Origin of the sequence: Streptococcus oralis (assembly GCF_023109195.1) — a bacterium.
GTDB lineage: Bacteria > Bacillota > Bacilli > Lactobacillales > Streptococcaceae > Streptococcus > Streptococcus oralis_BV.
Genome location: NZ_JALDUB010000001.1, coordinates 229,558 through 247,334, shown reverse-complemented (window position 1 = coordinate 247,334; position 17,777 = coordinate 229,558). Strand labels below are relative to the sequence as shown.

16 protein-coding genes and 2 pseudogenes are annotated in these 17,777 nt (G+C 41.5%); 1 reads left to right on the top strand and 17 read right to left on the bottom strand.

The genetic code is table 11. The annotated features are described in order from the left end of the window. Positions 1 to 105: 105 nt before the first annotated feature. The 9 genes and pseudogenes from M1F65_RS01220 to miaA all read right to left on the bottom strand — a co-directional run. Positions 106 to 300 (bottom strand): annotated as a pseudogene (locus M1F65_RS01220) (SDR family NAD(P)-dependent oxidoreductase); the annotation flags it as partial. Next, positions 292 to 758 (bottom strand): annotated as a pseudogene (locus M1F65_RS01215) (alpha amylase N-terminal ig-like domain-containing protein); the annotation flags it as partial. The pseudogenes M1F65_RS01215 and M1F65_RS01220, both read right to left, overlap by 9 nt. A gap of 243 nt (positions 759 to 1,001) precedes the next feature. Then, entirely contained in the window at positions 1,002 to 1,196 is a 195-nt protein-coding gene (locus M1F65_RS01210) for a helix-turn-helix transcriptional regulator (protein WP_006150191.1), read from the bottom strand. 6 nt (positions 1,197 to 1,202) lie between these two features. After that, entirely contained in the window at positions 1,203 to 1,532 is a 330-nt protein-coding gene (locus M1F65_RS01205; protein WP_004252308.1) for a hypothetical protein, read from the bottom strand. Between the two features lie 397 nt (positions 1,533 to 1,929). Further along, a complete protein-coding gene (locus M1F65_RS01200) occupies positions 1,930 to 2,685 on the bottom strand; it encodes an SDR family NAD(P)-dependent oxidoreductase (protein ID WP_247925314.1) in 756 nt (251 codons plus the stop codon). A 20-nt stretch (positions 2,686 to 2,705) separates the two neighbouring features. Continuing rightward, positions 2,706 to 3,635: a ribonuclease Z gene (gene rnz / locus M1F65_RS01195; protein ID WP_247925313.1), complete on the bottom strand. Its 930-nt coding sequence runs from the start codon at positions 3,633 to 3,635 to the stop codon at positions 2,706 to 2,708. Between the two features lie 14 nt (positions 3,636 to 3,649). After that, positions 3,650 to 4,273, bottom strand: coding sequence for a cystathionine beta-lyase (locus M1F65_RS01190; protein ID WP_247925312.1), 624 nt, complete (start codon positions 4,271 to 4,273; stop codon positions 3,650 to 3,652). After that, positions 4,266 to 5,504, bottom strand: coding sequence for a GTPase HflX (gene hflX, locus M1F65_RS01185; RefSeq protein ID WP_042902087.1), 1,239 nt, complete (start codon positions 5,502 to 5,504; stop codon positions 4,266 to 4,268). Before hflX ends, M1F65_RS01190 begins: the two co-directional genes overlap by 8 nt. Continuing rightward, positions 5,497 to 6,381, bottom strand: coding sequence for a tRNA (adenosine(37)-N6)-dimethylallyltransferase MiaA (gene miaA / locus M1F65_RS01180; protein ID WP_042902085.1), 885 nt, complete (start codon positions 6,379 to 6,381; stop codon positions 5,497 to 5,499). Before miaA ends, hflX begins: the two co-directional genes overlap by 8 nt. Before the next feature lie 120 nt (positions 6,382 to 6,501). On the opposite strand from miaA, the gene M1F65_RS01175 reads away from it, so the two are divergent. Next, a complete protein-coding gene (locus tag M1F65_RS01175; RefSeq protein ID WP_001051782.1) occupies positions 6,502 to 6,672 on the top strand; it encodes a DUF3042 family protein in 171 nt (56 codons plus the stop codon). 241 nt (positions 6,673 to 6,913) lie between these two features. Here the strand turns inward: M1F65_RS01175 and M1F65_RS01170 are convergent, their stop codons facing one another. From M1F65_RS01170 to msrB, 8 genes are all read right to left on the bottom strand, one after another. Further along, positions 6,914 to 7,753, bottom strand: coding sequence for a thymidylate synthase (locus tag M1F65_RS01170; RefSeq protein WP_042902083.1), 840 nt, complete (start codon positions 7,751 to 7,753; stop codon positions 6,914 to 6,916). Between the two features lie 98 nt (positions 7,754 to 7,851). Next, on the bottom strand, positions 7,852 to 8,811 hold the full coding sequence (locus tag M1F65_RS01165; RefSeq protein WP_000078551.1) for an ROK family glucokinase: 960 nt from the start codon (positions 8,809 to 8,811) through the stop codon (positions 7,852 to 7,854). Between the two features lie 125 nt (positions 8,812 to 8,936). Then, entirely contained in the window at positions 8,937 to 11,387 is a 2,451-nt protein-coding gene (locus tag M1F65_RS01160) for an Ltp family lipoprotein (protein WP_247925311.1), read from the bottom strand. Between the two features lie 120 nt (positions 11,388 to 11,507). Further along, positions 11,508 to 13,223: an aminodeoxychorismate synthase component I gene (gene pabB / locus M1F65_RS01155; RefSeq protein WP_247925310.1), complete on the bottom strand. Its 1,716-nt coding sequence runs from the start codon at positions 13,221 to 13,223 to the stop codon at positions 11,508 to 11,510. A gap of 265 nt (positions 13,224 to 13,488) precedes the next feature. After that, positions 13,489 to 14,052 carry a TIGR01440 family protein gene (locus M1F65_RS01150; protein WP_049477484.1) on the bottom strand — a complete coding sequence of 188 codons (564 nt, stop codon included), beginning with the start codon at positions 14,050 to 14,052 and terminating at the stop codon, positions 13,489 to 13,491. 109 nt (positions 14,053 to 14,161) lie between these two features. Then, positions 14,162 to 15,853: a cache domain-containing sensor histidine kinase gene (locus M1F65_RS01145; RefSeq protein WP_247925309.1), complete on the bottom strand. Its 1,692-nt coding sequence runs from the start codon at positions 15,851 to 15,853 to the stop codon at positions 14,162 to 14,164. Continuing rightward, entirely contained in the window at positions 15,850 to 16,587 is a 738-nt protein-coding gene (locus M1F65_RS01140; RefSeq protein ID WP_042902079.1) for a response regulator transcription factor, read from the bottom strand. The genes M1F65_RS01145 and M1F65_RS01140 overlap by 4 nt, the downstream gene beginning before the upstream one ends. Before the next feature lie 70 nt (positions 16,588 to 16,657). After that, positions 16,658 to 17,770 carry a peptide-methionine (R)-S-oxide reductase MsrB gene (gene msrB / locus M1F65_RS01135; RefSeq protein WP_042902078.1) on the bottom strand — a complete coding sequence of 371 codons (1,113 nt, stop codon included), beginning with the start codon at positions 17,768 to 17,770 and terminating at the stop codon, positions 16,658 to 16,660. Between the last annotated feature and the right edge of the window lie 7 nt (positions 17,771 to 17,777).

The window sequence follows — 17,777 nt, the reverse complement described above, 5'->3', positions numbered from 1 at the left end:
GTAGAAGATTCAAAAAACGTGAATATAGATTTAGAACAAAAAAACAAACATTTTTTGTCACTCAGTAAAATATCATAAAAAAGTTCCTTACAAAAGGAACCTTTTTTACTTATAATTAAAAGTCTCCCCTGCCAACTTATCGGCTAGCTTGGGAAAGAGGGTATAAAACTTATGGGCTAGATTCAACAAAACTGGGAGATTGAGTTCCCGTTTGTTTTTTCCTATGATTTTGACAATTTTTCTAGCGACTACATCTGGTTCTAAGAGAAATCGGTCAACAGACTTGAGGTAGCTCCCATCTGACGTCAAATGAGGATTTCCATTAGCAAAGCGTTCTGGGAAAATCTGATACCACACGGTATTTGAAACCCAACTAGGAACCTGACATCCATCAATTTCGTGAACATAAGGAAGTTTAAAGCCATTTCCTTCAGCATCCAAGTTTTCTTGAGTATGTTCCTTATCTACATAAAAATACCCTTACCCTCTTTATCAAGGAGTTCAAAGAGATACTGAATGCGTAAAAAATCAACCGAGACTGTAATCTGCCAATAGTCAAATAGGGCATCTGAGGTTACTTTGGTCATTTCTTTCTTGGCTTCATACTTATCCTCAATGAAAATAAAGGGATCTCCATAGTGTAAGATAACCTTCTGGACATCATTTATCTTGGTTCTAATTCGGATATGTAGCTGATCTTCCTTGTAAAGATATGCATACTCTGATTCTGGTCTATGATAAATAGCTGTTAATTCCATCATTTGTCTCCTAAATAATCTATCATCAACAAAAACGCAAACGTTTTCATAATTAACAGAACTAGTATACTATTTTAGCTGTTTATTTGCAAATTTTATACCAGTTTTACGATAGATATATAAGATGGACAAGGGTAAAATTGAGTAGACTCTTTTTGAGCTTTAAAAAGAGAGTTTCCATGAACTGAAAAACTCTCTCATCATTACGAATCAGATGATTAAAATAAAAGCTATCTGATATCTTTAATCTTCTAAAATGAAAATTTCTTCAACATGTAGTCGTAGCAACCTTGCAATTTTCATTGCTAGTTCAAGTGTAGGATTGTACTTGTCATTCTCTATAGCAATTATGGTTTGTCGACTAACGCCTAATATTCTTGCCATATCTTCCTGACGTAGTCCCTCAGACTTTCTTAACTGTTTGATGTTATTTTTCATACAGCATTAGTCTTTCTGAAAAAAATAAACGCCAACAGCCAATACTACGATAACAGTGACAACTGCTAGAATGACTCCTTGAACAAGTTTATTTGGTTCTTTATACTCTTCATCACCAGCAATCATATTGCGTTTTATTGCGGTTTGAGCAAATCCTTGCACACTTACAGATAAGATCAAAATTAAGCAAGGAAGCATTTCAAGTTTGCCACCAACAACAAGTGCTTGATAGATATTAAATCCTGTCCATGCACATAAACCCAAAAGCGCTGTTTTATAGCCCCACTCCTCAGAACGCAACTGAATATCTCTGTCCATTTCATCCATCTTTTTCATGGCTTTGTTCCTCCAAATTTTTGTAATAATGTCAAGAGCTCTTTACATTTCTTATTATACTCTAAATCGATAAAATGTCAAGATATTTTAACATTTTTACTTTTTTTATTTTCTTCATCTATTCTAAGAATATTCCTAACTCCAATTTACAGTCTAATCAATCTGACAAAGGGCAAGTTCTTTTAATCCTATTTTATCTTGACTTCATAAGCTTCGGCTATAGATATACTTTCAGTTATGTTAGACTCGAAGTTTATCCTCTCTTTTCTGCTTTCTTATCTCTATTTATACCTTAAATGGGCTTAATCGTTATAAACTGCCTGTTTATCATGTGGTATTTTTCTACAAATTAGCAACCGAAAAAAATAAAAAGCCATTCCTCAAGGGAACAGCCTTTTCACTTATAATTAAAGGTTTCCCCAGCCAACTTATCTGCTAACTTGGGAAAGAGGGTATAAAACTTATGGGCTAGATTCAGTAAGAGCGGAAGATTGATTTCACGTTTATTTTTGCCTATGGTCTTAACAATCTTTTGCGCGACAGCATCTGGTTCCAAGAGAAAGCGATCAACCGACTTGAGGTAGGTCCCATCTGGGTCTGCCTGGTCAAAAAATCCTGTACGGATAGGTCCTGGATTAACAGTTGTCACATAGACACCATAGGGCATGAGCTCAAGGCGAAGAGCATTTGAAAAACCAATGGCCGCAAACTTGGTCGCAGAATATAGACTAGACTTGCCAGTCGCTATCAATCCTGCCATGCTGACGATATTGATGATATGACCTTTTCGACTTTCCTTCATGCGCTCCGCAAAGCGACGAGACAGATTCATCAGGGCAAAGGTATTGACCTCAAACATCTGGTGAATGTCTTGATCAGAGATCTTGTTGAAATCTTCAAAAATTCCATAGCCAGCATTGTTAATCAAGACATCAATCTTGCCATAACGGAGATAGAGGTCAGCTACTAGTGCTTCCAGGGCTGAGTCATCAGTAATATCGATTTCAATTAATTCCACATGGGGATGGTTTCCATAGAGTTGTCCTAGTTTTTCCTTATTTCTACCTAGCAGAATCAGTTGGTCATCTGGCAAAAGTTTGACCATTTCTTGGGCTAAGCCACCGCTAGCACCTGTAATGAGAATTGTTCGCATACTTATCCTTTTTCAATCTTTTAGATTTCCACTTCTTCCAAGTCTTTGACCACATGGACATTTTCAAAAACAGTTGCAGCATCTTTCTTAAGTTGACTAATATCTTTTGAGAGGAAGCGGGCACTGATATGGTTGAGCAAGAGGCGTTTGACTCCTGCTTCTGCCGCTACTTGTGCAGCTTGCATGTTAGTAGAATGACCATGATTACGAGCAATTTTTTCATCACCCTTGCCATAAGTCGATTCATGGACAAGGACATCGGCATTGACAGCTAGACGCACACTGGCATTGGTTTTTCGGGTGTCACCCAGAATGGTGATAATCTTACCTGGACGTGGCGCTGAGATATAGTCAGCAGCTTTGATTTCAGTTCCGTCTTCTAGAACGACGTCCTGACCGTTTTTGATTTTTCCAAAGAGCGGTCCAAATGGAACACCAGCAGCCTTAAGTCTTTCAGCATCCAAGGTACCTTCTAAGTCCTTTTGCATGACACGATAGCCAACACAGAAAATAGTGTGGTCCAGCTCCTCTGCATACACAGTGAATTTATCGGTCTCAAGGATTTTTCCTAGAGAATCTTGGTCAAACTCATGAAAATGCATGCGGTAAGGCAGACGAGAACCTGACACACGTAGACTGGTTAAGACAAATGACTTGATCCCTTGTGGTCCATAAATGTCCAAATCTGTCTGCTCCTCATTGGCCTGAAAGGCACGGCTAGAAAGAAATCCTGGCAAGCCAAAAATGTGATCTCCATGCAGGTGAGTAATAAAGATTTTGCTGACCTTACGTGGTCGGATTGTGGTTTCCAGAATGCGATTTTGCGTTCCTTCTCCACAGTCAAAGAGCCAGACTTCGTTAATCTCGTCCAAGAGTTTCAGGGCGAGACTGGAAACGTTGCGGGCTTTAGAGGGCTGACCAGCCCCAGTTCCTAAAAATTGAATATCCATTCGATACTTTCTAATTAATCAATATATAACATGGCTGTGCGATTTTCCGATCGGAAATAGCGCTTGCCAGAAAAAGCAACAGCTTCTTGCAGTAAATCCTCTTGGCTGTAGCCTTTGAGACGCTTGCGACCATCTGCTAAACTTTCCAAATCAGTCAAAGCTGTGAGACTTTTTACGCTAACAACTTCTTCGTCTCCGGCATCCTTCATGTAAATCTTTCCAGACTCTTCAAAGACGAGTTGATGAGGGAAAATTTGCGCAATTTCAAAGAGCAAGTCAGCTGTGATTACTTCCTCAGCTTCTGAGAAAATCCGCCCCAGTCCCTCACTCTCATAGCAAAATCCAAAAGATTTACCCGACAGGTTCAGACGAATAAAAGGCTTATTTTCAAAGGTGAAACTTGGTTCAACATTGTAGAGATTCAGTTCCTGACTGAGTTCTGCAAAGTAATCTGTCGCAGCTTCAGGACTCTTTTTCTGGTAGAGTTCAGCAAAGTAGGCATTAACGACACTCGGAGGAGGTATGATGAGAGCCAACTGCTCTTGCTCTGTTTTGCCAGCTAGAAGTTGATCTAGATAGACCTTATCCAGACTTGTATAACCTCCATACTTTAGAGCCAACATTTTAATATCAGTCATAAAATTCCTCTAACCTCCATTTATTTTTCTCGGAAATGTAGCCTGTAATCACTTCTCCATCATCTTGGTAGTCACGATCCTCCAGAATCGCTACACTTTCCAAATCATGAATCTTGTAAGACTTAGAAAAAGGCACGCGCAGGGTAAAGACTTCAAAAATATCCTTGATCTTCTCCAAAAACAATGCTTGCAAGTTCTCACGACTATCCTCAGACTTGGCAGAAATGAGGGCATAAGGCGTTTGAGTAGGCGTGAAATCCTCCACCAAATCCGCTTTATTATAAAGAGTCAGGCGAGGAATATCGTCCATATCCAAGTCTTTCATGATAGACAGAACCGTTTTTTCGTGCTCCTCATGATAAGGATTGCTGGCATCGATGACATGAACTAGTAGGTCCACATGCTTGCTTTCTTCCAAGGTTGACTTAAAACTGGACACCAATTCTGTTGGCAAATCTTGGATAAACCCAACCGTATCAGTCAAGGTGACCTGAAGATTACCCCCTAGATGGATGCTCTTTGTCGTCGCATCCAGGGTCGCAAACAGCTCGTCTGCTTCATACTGGGTCTTACTGGTCAAGGTGTTCATGATGGTTGATTTCCCAGCATTGGTGTAACCAATCAAACCAATCTTAAAGGTACTTGACTCCAAGCGTTTTTCTCTGACTGTCGCCCGATTTTTCTCAACCACCTTGAGCTGACGCTCGATATCTGTGATTTGATTGCGAACACTACGTCGGTTCAGTTCCAACTGACTCTCACCTGGACCACGGGAACCAATTCCCCCTGCCTGACGGCTGAGCATAATTCCCTGACCAACCAAGCGGGGCAAGAGATACTTGAGCTGGGCCAGGTGGACTTGGAGTTTCCCTTCATGGCTTCGAGCCCGCATGGCAAAGATATCTAGAATCAACTGCATACGGTCAATCACCTTGACACCCAGAACTTCCTCTAGATTGACATTTTGCCGTGGCGTCAGACGGTTGTTGACGATGACAGTAGTAATTTCTTCTGCATCCACCATCCGCGCAATCTCTTCCAACTTACCAGAACCAACGAAGGTCTTGGAGTCATACTTTTCCCGTTTTTGCCTGTAGCTATCTACAACGACTGCCCCAGCTGTCTTGGCTAGACTGGCCAATTCTTCCATAGAGAGGTCAAAATTGTCCATGCCCTGTAATTCCACACCGATGAGCAGGACTCGTTCCTCTTTTTTCTCCGTTTCAATCATCTAAAAACTCCTCAATCTGGCTTAAAATACGGTCTTGCACACCAGGCTCTCCTATCTGATAAAAGGTGACCTGCATGCGATTACGGAACCAGGTCAACTGACGCTTAGCAAAACGGCGGGTCGCCTGTTTGAGACTCTCGCTTGCTTCCTCAAGAGTTTGCTCCCCACGGAAATAAGGAAAGAGTTCCTTGTAGCCAATGCCTTTGGCTGCCTGCACATCTGGATAATGGTCAAAGAGCCACTTGGCCTCATCCAAAAGCCCAGCCTCAAACATCAGATCTACTCGGCGATTGATACGTTCATAAAGCTGACTGCGTTCATCATCCAAGCAGATAATCAGTGGTTCATAAGGACTTTCCTGATTTTCCAAATCCTGACCAAAATGGGCAATTTCCAAGGCACGCATGGCACGACGACGGTTAAACTGGGGAATTTCAAGAGCTGCTTGCTCCACAAGATGGGCTAATTCCTCATCTGAAAAAGGCTCCAAACTAGCCCGATAAGCTACAATCTCCTCATGAGGTGTTTCCCCACCTAGATGGTAGCCTTCTAACAAGCTCTGGATATAAAGTCCAGTACCACCAGCGATAATGGCTAGCTTGCCACGGCTTTGAATATCCTCAATAGCCTTCTTAGCTTCTGAAACAAAATCAAAAGCCGAGTAAGACTCGGTCACCTCTCTGACATCAATCAAATGATGAGGAACAACAGCTTGCTCCTCTGGGCTAGCCTTGGCCGTCCCAATATCCAACCCTCTGTATACTTGCTGACTGTCACCACTGACCACCTCTCCATCAAAGCGCTTGGCCACTTCGATAGCAAGGGCTGTCTTCCCAACAGCAGTCGGTCCAACAATCACAATTATTTTTGTTTTCATCTTTTTTCCTTGAAAAATTTCCGTTTTTTCGTTACTATTATTATATCACAAAAAGGTCAGTCAGAAAAATGCTACCACTTGAGGAGCTAGGCTGATCGGGAAGATAAAGGAGGAAGACTCATGGCTAAAGGATTCGCTAAAGGTCTTGTAACAGGTGTCGCAGGAACTGTCGCTGCCGTTGCAGGTGCAGTATACGCAATTAAAAAGAAAGTGATTGAGCCAGAAGAGCAAAAAGCAGCTTTCATCGAAGAAAACCGTAAAAAAGCGGCTCGCCGTCGCGTATCACATTAAGCAACAAAAGAAGTTGAGAAATCTCAACTTCTTTTTATTTTCTTTTATACTCAATGAAAACCAAAGAACAAACTAGGAAGCTAGCCACAGGTTGCTCAAAGCACTGCTTTGAGGTTGCAGATAGAACTGACGAAGTCAGCTCAAAACACTGTTTTGAGGTTGTGGATAGAACTGACGAAGTCAGTCACCATACCTACGGTAAGGCGACGCTAGCGTGGTTTGAAGAGATTTTCGAAGAGTATTAAATAGCTAGGTCAAACTTCAGCTGTGGCTTGACTGGATCATAGTCAACCAACTCAAAATCTTCCGCTTTGATATCAAAGAAATTAGTCCTATCAGTAACATTTAAAACCAAGCGTGGTTGGCAGTTTGACGGCTCACGACGGAGCAATTCCTGAGCTTGTTCAAACTGATTATCATAGATATGGAGGTTGTTGATAAAATAGAAAAACTTCCCAACCTTCCATCCAAAATGCTTAGCAATCATCATCTGTAAAGCCACATACTGCATGGCATTGATATGGTGGGCCACCAACATATCATTCGAACGCTGGGTCAAGGTCGCATCCAGATAGATTTCCCCATCAACACGACGGACATCAAACATGGTCTGAAAGGCGCATGGAAGAAGACCATCTGTCTCCTCAAAAGCTTGGTAATCCCAGAGAGAGATGATATTACGACGATTCCAAGGATTGGCTTCTAACTGCTTGAGAATCTTGTTGATGATGTCGTGTTTCTTAACGACTGCCCCATAGCGTTCACCGATGGTTCCCGTATCTCCCACTTCCCAGTCATTCCAGTAGTGAACATTGTACTTATCATTGAGAACATCTAGGCTATTAGACTGATCTTGGTAAATCCAGAGCACTTCCTTGATGGCAGATTTGATCGCAATGGGACGCAAGGTTGTGATGGGGAATTCCCCCTTAGACAAATCATACTCCGCAAAGGCACCCGTTACGTACTTGGAATTAGCAACTGTCCCATCCTTGTACTTGGGACGAGCCTGCTCAGAAAAGACACCGTCTTTGAGGATTCGTTCAATATTTTCTTTAAAAATCGTATCTGCTTTTGTCATTTACTCTCACCTCATTTATTGTCCTAACTAGTATAGCATAAAAAAAGAAAGGAGGAAAATCACTGGCTTTAAAGTAGTGTTTTTCTCCTTTTATTATCTTATTGCAATACAAGTGATGCTGCTCCGATAACTCCAGCGTCATTTCCTAGAGTTGCAAGAGCTAATTTTGTTGATGTACGTACTTGTGGGAAGGTGTTTTCGTCGTAGACCTTTTGAACACCTTGTAGAAGGAATTCTCCCGCAGCTGATACACCACCACCGATAACGATTGTTGATGGGTTTAGGATTGATCCTATGTTAGCACACGCGATACCCAAGTAACGTGAGAAGTTACGGTAAACGATCAAGGCAAGGTCGTCCCCTTCTTTTGCAAGGTCAAAGACAGTTTTGGCTGTTACTTCTTCACCGTCGTCGATCAAGCGTTTCAAAGCCGCATCGCCTTCGTATTCATCTGCATAACGACGTGTCAAGTTGACAATCCCTGTTGCAGAAGCAACTGTCTCAAGACAGCCTTTCTTACCACAAGTACAAGCGATTGGTTGGTCAAAGTCAACAGTGATATGACCAAGTTCTCCTGCCGCACCAGCGACACCGTGAAGCAATTTGCCTTCTGCCACGATACCACCACCAACACCTGTACCAAGTGTCATAAAGACAACGTCTGGTTGGTTTTCACCAGCCCCCATCCAACGCTCACCAAGAGCAGCTACGTTGGCATCATTATCGATAAAGAATGGAATCCCCAAGGCTTTTTCAATCTTTTCTTTAATTGGTTGAAGGGTTTTCCAGTTGAGGTTGTAGGCACCGATAACAGTCCCTTTTTCACGGTCAACCACACCAGGTGATCCCATCCCAATCCCTCGGAAATCCGTAGCTGACAATCCAAGCAAGTCCAAACGATGTTGAATAGACTCAATCATATCATCTACAATATGGCTTCCTTCGTCCAAAATATTGGTCTTGATAGACCATTTTTCTTGGATTTCTCCCTCTTGAGTTAAAATTGCAAACTTGATAGATGTTCCACCAAGGTCAATCCCTATAATCTTTTGACTCATCGTCTTCTCCTTTTTAATTGAAAATGCTTACAGATATAGTATAACAAAATCGTCTCTTTTGTGCAAAGGTTTGCAGGCTACAAGCCAAAATTAAAACATCTCATTTGCTTCACTATTTGTAAAAATTAGTCACCTAAATGTTGAATGGCATAGTCTGCTTCTTCTTTTGTAAATTTTCTAAAATAAGGAGAAGTTAGCCTCTCATAAATTTCTGTCTTTGAGAGATTGTTATATTTTCGGTATTCTCTTGCTTGAGCTAAGGCATTCGCCTTATAGTCTGCTTGCAAATGATTGATAGCATATTGTGCAGTGTCACTATTAAAACCTTCATAAATTAACATCTCATAAATTCTTTTTTTTGACAAATGAATCCTATTATAATCTTGTGCTGTCTTTAAAGCTGCTGAGTATGGATTCCCGGCTGCTGGTTTTGGTTGCCGCACACCATCGTTTCCTACATAGTAACGGCCACCATCTACCCATTTGCCCCTTACCATTTTGCCTTCAGAATCAACATAATAACGGCCACCATCTACCCATTCATTCTTGGCCAACTTTCCATCTGATTTATAATAATAGTATCCTACCCATTTATTGCGAGGATAGCTGCCTTCTGATGGTATATTAAGTTTTTGAATGGCATAGTTGGCTTCTTCTTTGGTAAATTTTCTAAAATAAGGAGAAGTTAGCCTCTCATAAATTTCTGTCTTTGAGAGATTGTTATATTTTTGGTATTCTCTTGCTTGAGCTAAGGCATTCGCCTTATAGTCTGCTTGCAAATGATTGATAGCATATTGTGCAGTGTCACTATTAAAACCTTCATAAATTAACATCTCATAAATTCTTTTTTTTGACAAATGAATCCTATTATAATCTTGTGCTGTCTTTAAAGCTGCTGAGTATGGATTCCCGGCTGCTGGTTTTGGTTGCCGCACACCATCGTTTCCTACATAGTAACGGCCACCATCTACCCATTTGTCCCTAGCCATTTTACCGTCTGATTCAACATAATAACGGCCACCATCTACCCATTCATTCTTGGCCATCTTACCATCTGATTTGAGATAATATTTACCTATCCATTTGTTGCGAGCGTAGCTGCCTTCTGCTGTTAGATAATAATAGGAACCATAGTTTTTATCATAAATCCAGTCACTTTTAACCTTTTTTCCATCAGAATCAACATAATAACGACCACCATCTACCCATTCATTTTTAGCTCTCTTTCCATCTGATTTGAGGTAGTAATTTCCTACCCAGCCAGACTGAACTTTAGATTGTGATTTATCCTGTTTAGAAGTTGTTTCTTTAGCTTTTTCAGTCGGTTTTTGTGCTGGTGTTTTCGGTTTATCAGCAGGTTTTTGTGCTGGTGTTTTCGGTTTATCAGCAGGTTTTGGTGCTGGTGTTTTCGGTTTATCAGCAGGTTTTGGTGCTGGTGTTTTTGGTTTCTCAGCAGGTTTTTGTGCTGGTGTTTTCGGTTTCTCAGCAGGTTTTTGTGCTGGTGTTTTTGGTTTCTCAGCTGGTTTTGGTGCCGGCTTTGGCGCTGGTTTTGGTTGCCACACACCATCGTATCCTACATAATAACGACCACCATCTACCCATTCATTTTTGGCCATCTTACCATCTGATTTTAGATAGTAATTACCTACCCATTTGTTGCGAGCGTAGCTTCCTTCTGCTGTTAGATAATAATAGGATCCATAGTTTTTGTCATAAATCCACTCAGCTTTAGCCATCTTACCATCTGATTTAAGATAGTAATTGCCTACCCATGTGTTGCGAGCGTAGCTGCCTTCTCCTGTTAAATAATAATATGACCCATAGTTATTGTCATAAATCCATTCATTTTTAGCTCTTTTCCCGTCTGATTTAAGATAGTAATTACCTACCCATGCATTTCGAGCGTAGCTACCTTCTGCTGTTAGATAATAATAGGATCCATAGTTTTTATCATAAATCCATTCACTTTTTACCTTTTTTCCATCAGAATCAACATAATACCGGCCACCATCTACCCATTCATTTTTGGCCATCTTACCATCTGATTTTAGATAGTAATTACCTACCCAAGCATTTTGGACATAGTTTCCCGAAGCATTTAGATAGAAATAAGAATTAGCTTTTTTATCAAAAATCCACTTATTAGTAACTTTAGTACCATTTTCATAGTACGATGAGCCTACCCAACCAGACTGAGCTGTAGATTTGGACTTATCCTCTTTAGGACTTGTATTTTTAGGTTTCTCAGCAGGTTTTTGAGCTGGTGTTTTCGGTTTCTCAGCGGGTTTCGGCGCTGATTTTGGTTCTGGTTTCGGTGCTGGTTTTGGTTCTGGTTTCGGTGCTGGTGTTTTTGGTTTCTCAGCAGGATTTTGCGCTGGTGTTTTTGATTTCTCAGCTTGATTTGACGCCGAAGTTGTATTCTCTTTTACAACCTTACCATTTTTAGATGCATCCTTTTCTTGAGCAGAAACATGCTGAGCCGAAAAAGGAAAGTCTCCAGTTGTATCTGATAATGCAATAAGTCCCAGTGTTGCAGTTGCTAAGCTGGTTACTAAAATTTTTTTTGATTTTTTCATAAAAATCTCCATTATTTTTATTGATTTATACTTATTAGTATACCATATTTTTAATTTTGCTTTCAAATCAAATATTAAATATTAACAAATAAATCTAAAAATTAATTAAAAAATTTATAATTATATCACTTCCAACTCATACAATTTTCTCACTGCGTTACAGCCATAGACAGCTTCTGCTTGGTTCAAGTCTGCCAAAGTCAGAACTTTTTCCTCTACCTGTCCTCTTTCCAGCAAATGCTGACGATAAATTCCTGGCAAAATTCCTAGACTGGTAGGCGGTGTGTAGAGCTTTCCAGCGATTTTCAGAACTAGATTCCCGATAGACGTTTCCAATAGCTCTCCTGCTGCATTATGGTAAATGATTTCCTGTTCCCCTAGACTTAAGTGTGGTCTATTAGTTGTTTTAAAGTAGGTAAACGCTTGATTCAAATCTGTTTCTTGCAGACAAAGTTTGGCTTTGCAGAAACTTGGACTGAGGGGTGTTAAGATTTGGCGGCTGAGTTCTATCTCTCCAGATTTGCTGAGGCTAATTCGCAAGCGGTAGTCTTGATGAACATCACAAGCCTGACACTCTTCCTCTATCTTTTGTCTCAGGTTTTCTGGATCAAAAGGATAGGCAAAATACCGACTTGCTTTTCTCAGTCTTTCCAGATGTTGTTCTTCAAACAGCAATTGTTTTTGGCTGATTTTCCCAGTTGTAATCAATTGGAAACGTGCTTGTTTACGATAGAGTACAGCCGCCTTTTGATGAACCTCTCGGTATTCAGATTCCCAGGTGCTATCCCAAGTAATCCCGCCTCCAACTCCATAGATGGCTTTCCCTTGATGCAGTTGAATGGTCCGAATGGCGACATTGAAAATCCGTCGTCCATTTGGAAGCAAGAGACCAATCGTTCCGCAGTAAACTCCTCTGGGTTGGGGCTCCAAGTTCTTGATGATTTCCATGGTCGCAATTTTTGGAGCTCCCGTTATGGAACCACATGGAAAGAGCGAATGGAAGATTTCAACTAGGTCAACATCCGATCGTAACTGACTCTTGATGGTCGAAGTCATTTGCCAAACGGTTGAATACTGCTCCACTTGACAGAGACGCTCCACATGTTCACTACCCACTTCGGAAATACGGTTCATATCATTGCGCAAGAGGTCCACAATCATCATATTTTCAGAACGATTTTTGGGATCCTGCTCCAACCAACTAGCCTGGTCCAGATCATCTTGGTCAGCCACTCCCCGCTGAGTCGTTCCCTTCATCGGTCGCGTTGTCAACTCACGGTCATTTTGCTCAAAAAAGAGCTCTGGGCTCATGGAAATCACTGCCATCTCATCATGTTCAACATAGGCATTGTAGCCCGCCTCCTGCTCTACCACCATACGATTGTAAATGGCAAAAGGATTGACACTCAAGTCTTGCTTGAGTTGGACAGTGTAATTTACCTGGTAGGTGTCCCCCTGACGCAAATGATGGTGAATCTGGGAAATAGCTTTTTTATAGTCCTCTGCAGATGTTTGTTCTCGCCACTTTGAAGGCAGATCTACTTCCTCATAAGTCAAAGGAATAGGCGATGTTTCTACCCTATCATGAACTGTGAAATATAGCAGATACTCTGCCAGTAAAGGAGCTTTATGAACTGCTAATTTCTCCTCAAATGCAGGTGCAGCCTCGTAGCTGACATAGCCCACTACATAGTAGCCTTGCTCTTGGTAGCTTTCCACTTGTGCCAGCAAGTCTGCTACTTCTGCTAAATCTCTCGTTTTTAACTCTCTGATCGGCTGGGTAAAGGTGTATCTCTCCCCCAAAGCCCTAAAATCAATCACTGTTTTTCTATGCATATCTTAAGTATAGCACAAAAAAGCCGACCTAGAACAGCTAAATCCAGCTTTGTTTACTGATTTCTATAACGAAAAATCTTCTCTACCATACTTTTTCTACTTTTTGGCAATTCTCCATCAGAAAGCACCCCTTCTTCTTGTAAAAAAATGGTCTTATTTGGAGTACTTTACACAAAAATTCAACAAAAAAAGAACAGAGGAAGTCCTGGTATCTATACCATTTTTCCTCTGTCTTTTACTTTTCTTCTGTTACTACAGAATAAGTTCACGACTTTCTGATAGAATCTTGTGGATACTGCGCACGCGCACCTCCAATGAGTTTTGGGCGACTTGCAAGAGCCGTTACATGGGCATGCCCAATTTCTCTCAAAAGAGGGCGAATCGGAACCTGAACATGCTTGACATGCATGCCAATCGCAGTATCTCCGATATCCAATCCAGCATGGGCCTTGATAAATTCAACCTCAACTGGATCCCGCATAAACTTGAAGGCTGCCAACTGACCGGAACCTCCTGCATGAAGTGTAGGAAGGACACTGACGATTTCAAGACCAAGCTGCTCTGCCACCTGACGTTCAACGACGAGGGCTCGATTGACATGTTCACAACCTTGAACAGCTAGATGAATCCCTTTTCCCTCTAGGATATCTAGAATGGTTTTCACAATGATTTCCCCAATTTCTTGACTGGATTCCTTGCCAATCTGACCACCTATCACCTCACTAGAAGAAAGGCCCAAAACAAAGATAGCTCCTTGCTTCAAATTAGCCTTTTCTAACACATCTTCTACAATCTGGCTTGTTGCTCTTTGAATGTCTTTTTCCTTCATACTTGATACCTCTTTTGTCACTATCTATCATATCTTTTTTTACTGATTTTATCAAGGCCAACTAATCATTCTGAATTTTAAAAGCAAAACTCCCAGAGTGAACTGGGAGTTAGCTAGTTTCAATTTTATTGATGTATATTTCAACTGTCGTTCCTTTTGAGGGTACAGAATTGATCTTCATCTGGTAATTGTCTCCAAAATGAAGTTTGAGTCGTTGGTCGACATTTTGAAGGCCAACTCCCCCACATTTGAGCTGACTTTGACTACTATCGCCAGCAGCTTGGAAACCAACACCATCATCCTCAATGCGGATGACAAGCCCTGTATCCTGTTTCTGAACAAAAACTTTAATATGGCCCTGACCTTCCTTCTCCTTAATGCCATGGTAAAGGGCATTTTCTACAAGAGGTTGCAACACCAGTTTAGGCAAGACTAAATTATCAAAGTCAGGTTCTTCAGCAATCTCATACTCCAGCTTATCACCATAGCGTTGTTTCTGGATAAAGAGGTACTGGCGGACATGATTGATTTCATCAGAAAGAGAAATCAAATCCCTTCCTTGGTTGAGCGCCAAGCGGAAATAGGTTGCCAAGGACTTGGTCACCTGAACCACTCGCTGACTATCCTGAAATTCAGCCATCCAGATGATAGTATCCAAAGTATTGTAGAGGAAATGGGGGTTAATCTGGCTCGACAGTGCTTGAAGTTCATACTGCCGGGTCGCTTCTTCCTGCCTGCGCACATCTGCCATCAACTGGTCAATCTGATCCAACATGGCATTAAACTGCCGAGTCACTTCTCTCAGTTCATAGGCGCCAGCTTCCTTAGCACGCAGATTTTGTGTACCAGAAGCAATTTCCAGCATGGTTTCTCTTAGATCCTTCAAAGGGGCAATCCAGCGTTTGAGACTGAACCACACCAAGCAGAGACAGGCAAGAAGAGATAAGGCACTAGCAGCAAGCAAGGTCCACATGAATTGACTCCGAACCTGGTCTAACTTCTCCAGTGAAGACACACCTATAACCGTCCAATCAGTACCTGTAATCTGTTCCTGACTGACGTAGGATTGGTGGTCCAGCGTATAGCCCTGCCCCGTCTCGATGTAGGGTTTCATAGCCTCCATTTCACTAGCTGAGCTATAGACAGTACGTTTAGGATGGTAGACAAATTCATGGTTTTCATTGATGATAAAGGCAAAGCCCTGCTGGCCCAACTGGAGTTGGTTGAGATAGGCTTCCAGAGTTTCATAGGAAATATCCAAACGAAGTACGCCAAGATTGGCCCCCTCTGCATCAACAAGTTCTTGGGTGACAGAAATAACCCACTGACTATCTGATTTACGAGCTGGGGTTAAAACTGGCTTAGCTCCCTGATGAATGGCCTTTTTGTACCAATCCTCAGCCATCATATCTGAGGAAGTTTTCATCTGCACACTATCATCTGTAGAAATAACCTGACCAGATTTGGTGACCAGTACCACCGTTTTCAAGTCCTGGTCTGCCTTTAAGATGGTCAAAAACAGATCTCGGATTTCCTTTACCTTGTCTTGACTGGGATTCTCAGCATAGGCTAAGACATCCTTCTGCTGGGTCAAACTGGTAGAGGTGGTTTCTAATTTTTTGATATAAGACTGAATAAAGTGGCTAGTTTGGCTAATGGTCGTTTGGCTATTACCCTCGATAGTAGCCTCAATAGCTGATGAACTAGATTGATAATAGAAAGTCCCAACCACAGCTAGGAGAATGAGAAAGACCAGAAAGATGGAAATAACCATTCTGACTAAAAGAGAAGAACGCTTCATCGACCTTCTCCCTTCTTAAACTGACGAGGTGTCACACCTGCAATCTGTTTAAAACGTTGGGTAAAGTAGTTCATATCCTCAAAACCAACCTTTTCGGCTATCTCATAAATCTTTAAATCTGTGGTCAAAAGCAAGAGCTTGGCTTGTTTGACACGCTCTCTCACCAGATAATCCTGAAAAGGCAACCCCAACTCTTTCTTAATCAAGGAGCTCAAATAAGTCGGGCTAAAGCCCAAGTCACTGGCCAAAGACTTCAAACTAAACTGACTGTCAGCTCGATGGGACTGAATTTTCTGAGCAATATTTCCCTCAAACTTATCGGTTAATAAATCTTGTAACTGCTCTTCTTTTTCTTCCTTGTCTAGTTTTTGCTTGATTTTCCCTAACATTTCCTCAATATCCTGACGAGAAAAGGGTTTGAGCAGATAGTCATCGACACCTAGTTTGACAGCAGACAAGGCATAATCAAAATCATCGTAACCCGTTAAAAATACCAAATGCACTTGTGGATAGGTTTCTCGTACCAGACTGGCCAACTGGATGCCATTTAGCTGAGGCATGTTGATATCGGTTAAAATGATATCTGGCACCTGCTTTTGAATTAAGTCCCAAGCCTGCCTTCCATTTTCAGCCTGACCGATGATTTCCATATCGTAGGCCGCTACATTGACCAGCTTGGTCAAGCCTTGCCTTACCAGATACTCATCTTCTACGATTAAGATTGTGTAGGTCATGCTCTGCTCCTTTGTCACTTACTAGTATCAGTATAGCAAAATTCTCCTCTAACTGCTTAGGAAAGACTTCTTAATCGACATAATCTAGTAAATAGGCATAGCCTTTTTCTTCCATTTGGTCTTTGGGAATAAATCGGATAGAAAGACTATTGATACAGTAGCGCAAGCCCCCCTTGTCCTCTGGTCCATCCGTAAAGACATGGCCAAGGTGAGAATCTCCAACTCGGCTCCGCACTTCCATGCGCGTCATATTGTAGGACTTATCTTCCTTGTAGGTAGCAACATCTGGGCTGATGGGTTGGGTGAAACTAGGCCATCCACAACCAGACTCAAACTTGTCCTTTGATGAAAAGAGAGGTTCGCCAGTTGCCACATCCACATAGATACCAGATTCAAATTTATCCCAGTAGCGGTTTGAAAAAGCTCGTTCTGTTTGATTTTTCTGGGTAACTGCATACTCCTCAGGTGACAAGGTCTTCTTCAATTCCTCATCACTTGGTTTAGGATATTTGCTGGCATCAATGACGGGATAGGTAGCCTGATTGACATTGATATGACAGTAGCCATTTGGATTTTTCTTGAGGTAGTCTTGGTGATAGTCCTCAGCCACCACAAAATTCTTCAAGTTTTCCTTTTCAACTGCCAGAGGTTGATCGTATTTCTTAGCCACCTCATCAAAGACTTGGTTGATTACTTCCAAATCCTTTTCATCTGTGTAATAGACACCAGTACGATACTGGGTCCCCACATCATTTCCTTGTTTATTTTTGCTGGTTGGATTGATAATGCGGAAGTAATGAAGCAGGATTTCTTTAAGAGAAATTTGATTAGCATCATAGGTGACATGGACGGTTTCCGCATGACCTGTTTGGTTAATCAATTCGTACTTGGTTGTTTCCCCTCTACCATTTGCATAGCCTGAAACGGCATCTGTCACTCCAGGCACGCGTGAGAAGTATTCCTCCACTCCCCAGAAACATCCCCCAGCTAAATAAATTTCGTGCAAGTCTGCGTCTTTACTCACTTCTGTTTTTTTCACTGTTTTTCCTCCTTGGCTAACTGATGCTTTCTCAATTTGCGAGCTATCTGTCTGCCCTGCATTTCGCATCAATAGAAAATAGAAACCGGTTATGGCTAGGAGAATGACCCCTGCCAAGACAAACAATTTTACTTTATCATTCATAGCCTTT

Excerpts from the sequence above, each read along its gene's own strand:
- M1F65_RS01210 (WP_006150191.1), bottom strand. The coding sequence starts at position 1,196 with ATGAAAAATAACATCAAACAGTTAAGAAAGTCTGAGGGACTACGTCAG.
- M1F65_RS01205 (WP_004252308.1), bottom strand. The coding sequence starts at position 1,532 with ATGAAAAAGATGGATGAAATGGACAGAGATATTCAGTTGCGTTCTGAG.
- M1F65_RS01200 (WP_247925314.1), bottom strand. The coding sequence starts at position 2,685 with ATGCGAACAATTCTCATTACAGGTGCTAGCGGTGGCTTAGCCCAAGAA.
- rnz (WP_247925313.1), bottom strand. The coding sequence starts at position 3,635 with ATGGATATTCAATTTTTAGGAACTGGGGCTGGTCAGCCCTCTAAAGCC.
- M1F65_RS01190 (WP_247925312.1), bottom strand. The coding sequence starts at position 4,273 with ATGACTGATATTAAAATGTTGGCTCTAAAGTATGGAGGTTATACAAGT.
- hflX (WP_042902087.1), bottom strand. The coding sequence starts at position 5,504 with ATGATTGAAACGGAGAAAAAAGAGGAACGAGTCCTGCTCATCGGTGTG.
- miaA (WP_042902085.1), bottom strand. The coding sequence starts at position 6,381 with ATGAAAACAAAAATAATTGTGATTGTTGGACCGACTGCTGTTGGGAAG.
- M1F65_RS01175 (WP_001051782.1), top strand. The coding sequence starts at position 6,502 with ATGGCTAAAGGATTCGCTAAAGGTCTTGTAACAGGTGTCGCAGGAACT.
- M1F65_RS01170 (WP_042902083.1), bottom strand. The coding sequence starts at position 7,753 with ATGACAAAAGCAGATACGATTTTTAAAGAAAATATTGAACGAATCCTC.
- M1F65_RS01165 (WP_000078551.1), bottom strand. The coding sequence starts at position 8,811 with ATGAGTCAAAAGATTATAGGGATTGACCTTGGTGGAACATCTATCAAG.
- M1F65_RS01160 (WP_247925311.1), bottom strand. The coding sequence starts at position 11,387 with ATGAAAAAATCAAAAAAAATTTTAGTAACCAGCTTAGCAACTGCAACA.
- pabB (WP_247925310.1), bottom strand. The coding sequence starts at position 13,223 with ATGCATAGAAAAACAGTGATTGATTTTAGGGCTTTGGGGGAGAGATAC.
- M1F65_RS01150 (WP_049477484.1), bottom strand. The coding sequence starts at position 14,052 with ATGAAGGAAAAAGACATTCAAAGAGCAACAAGCCAGATTGTAGAAGAT.
- M1F65_RS01145 (WP_247925309.1), bottom strand. The coding sequence starts at position 15,853 with ATGAAGCGTTCTTCTCTTTTAGTCAGAATGGTTATTTCCATCTTTCTG.
- M1F65_RS01140 (WP_042902079.1), bottom strand. The coding sequence starts at position 16,587 with ATGACCTACACAATCTTAATCGTAGAAGATGAGTATCTGGTAAGGCAA.
- msrB (WP_042902078.1), bottom strand. The coding sequence starts at position 17,770 with ATGAATGATAAAGTAAAATTGTTTGTCTTGGCAGGGGTCATTCTCCTA.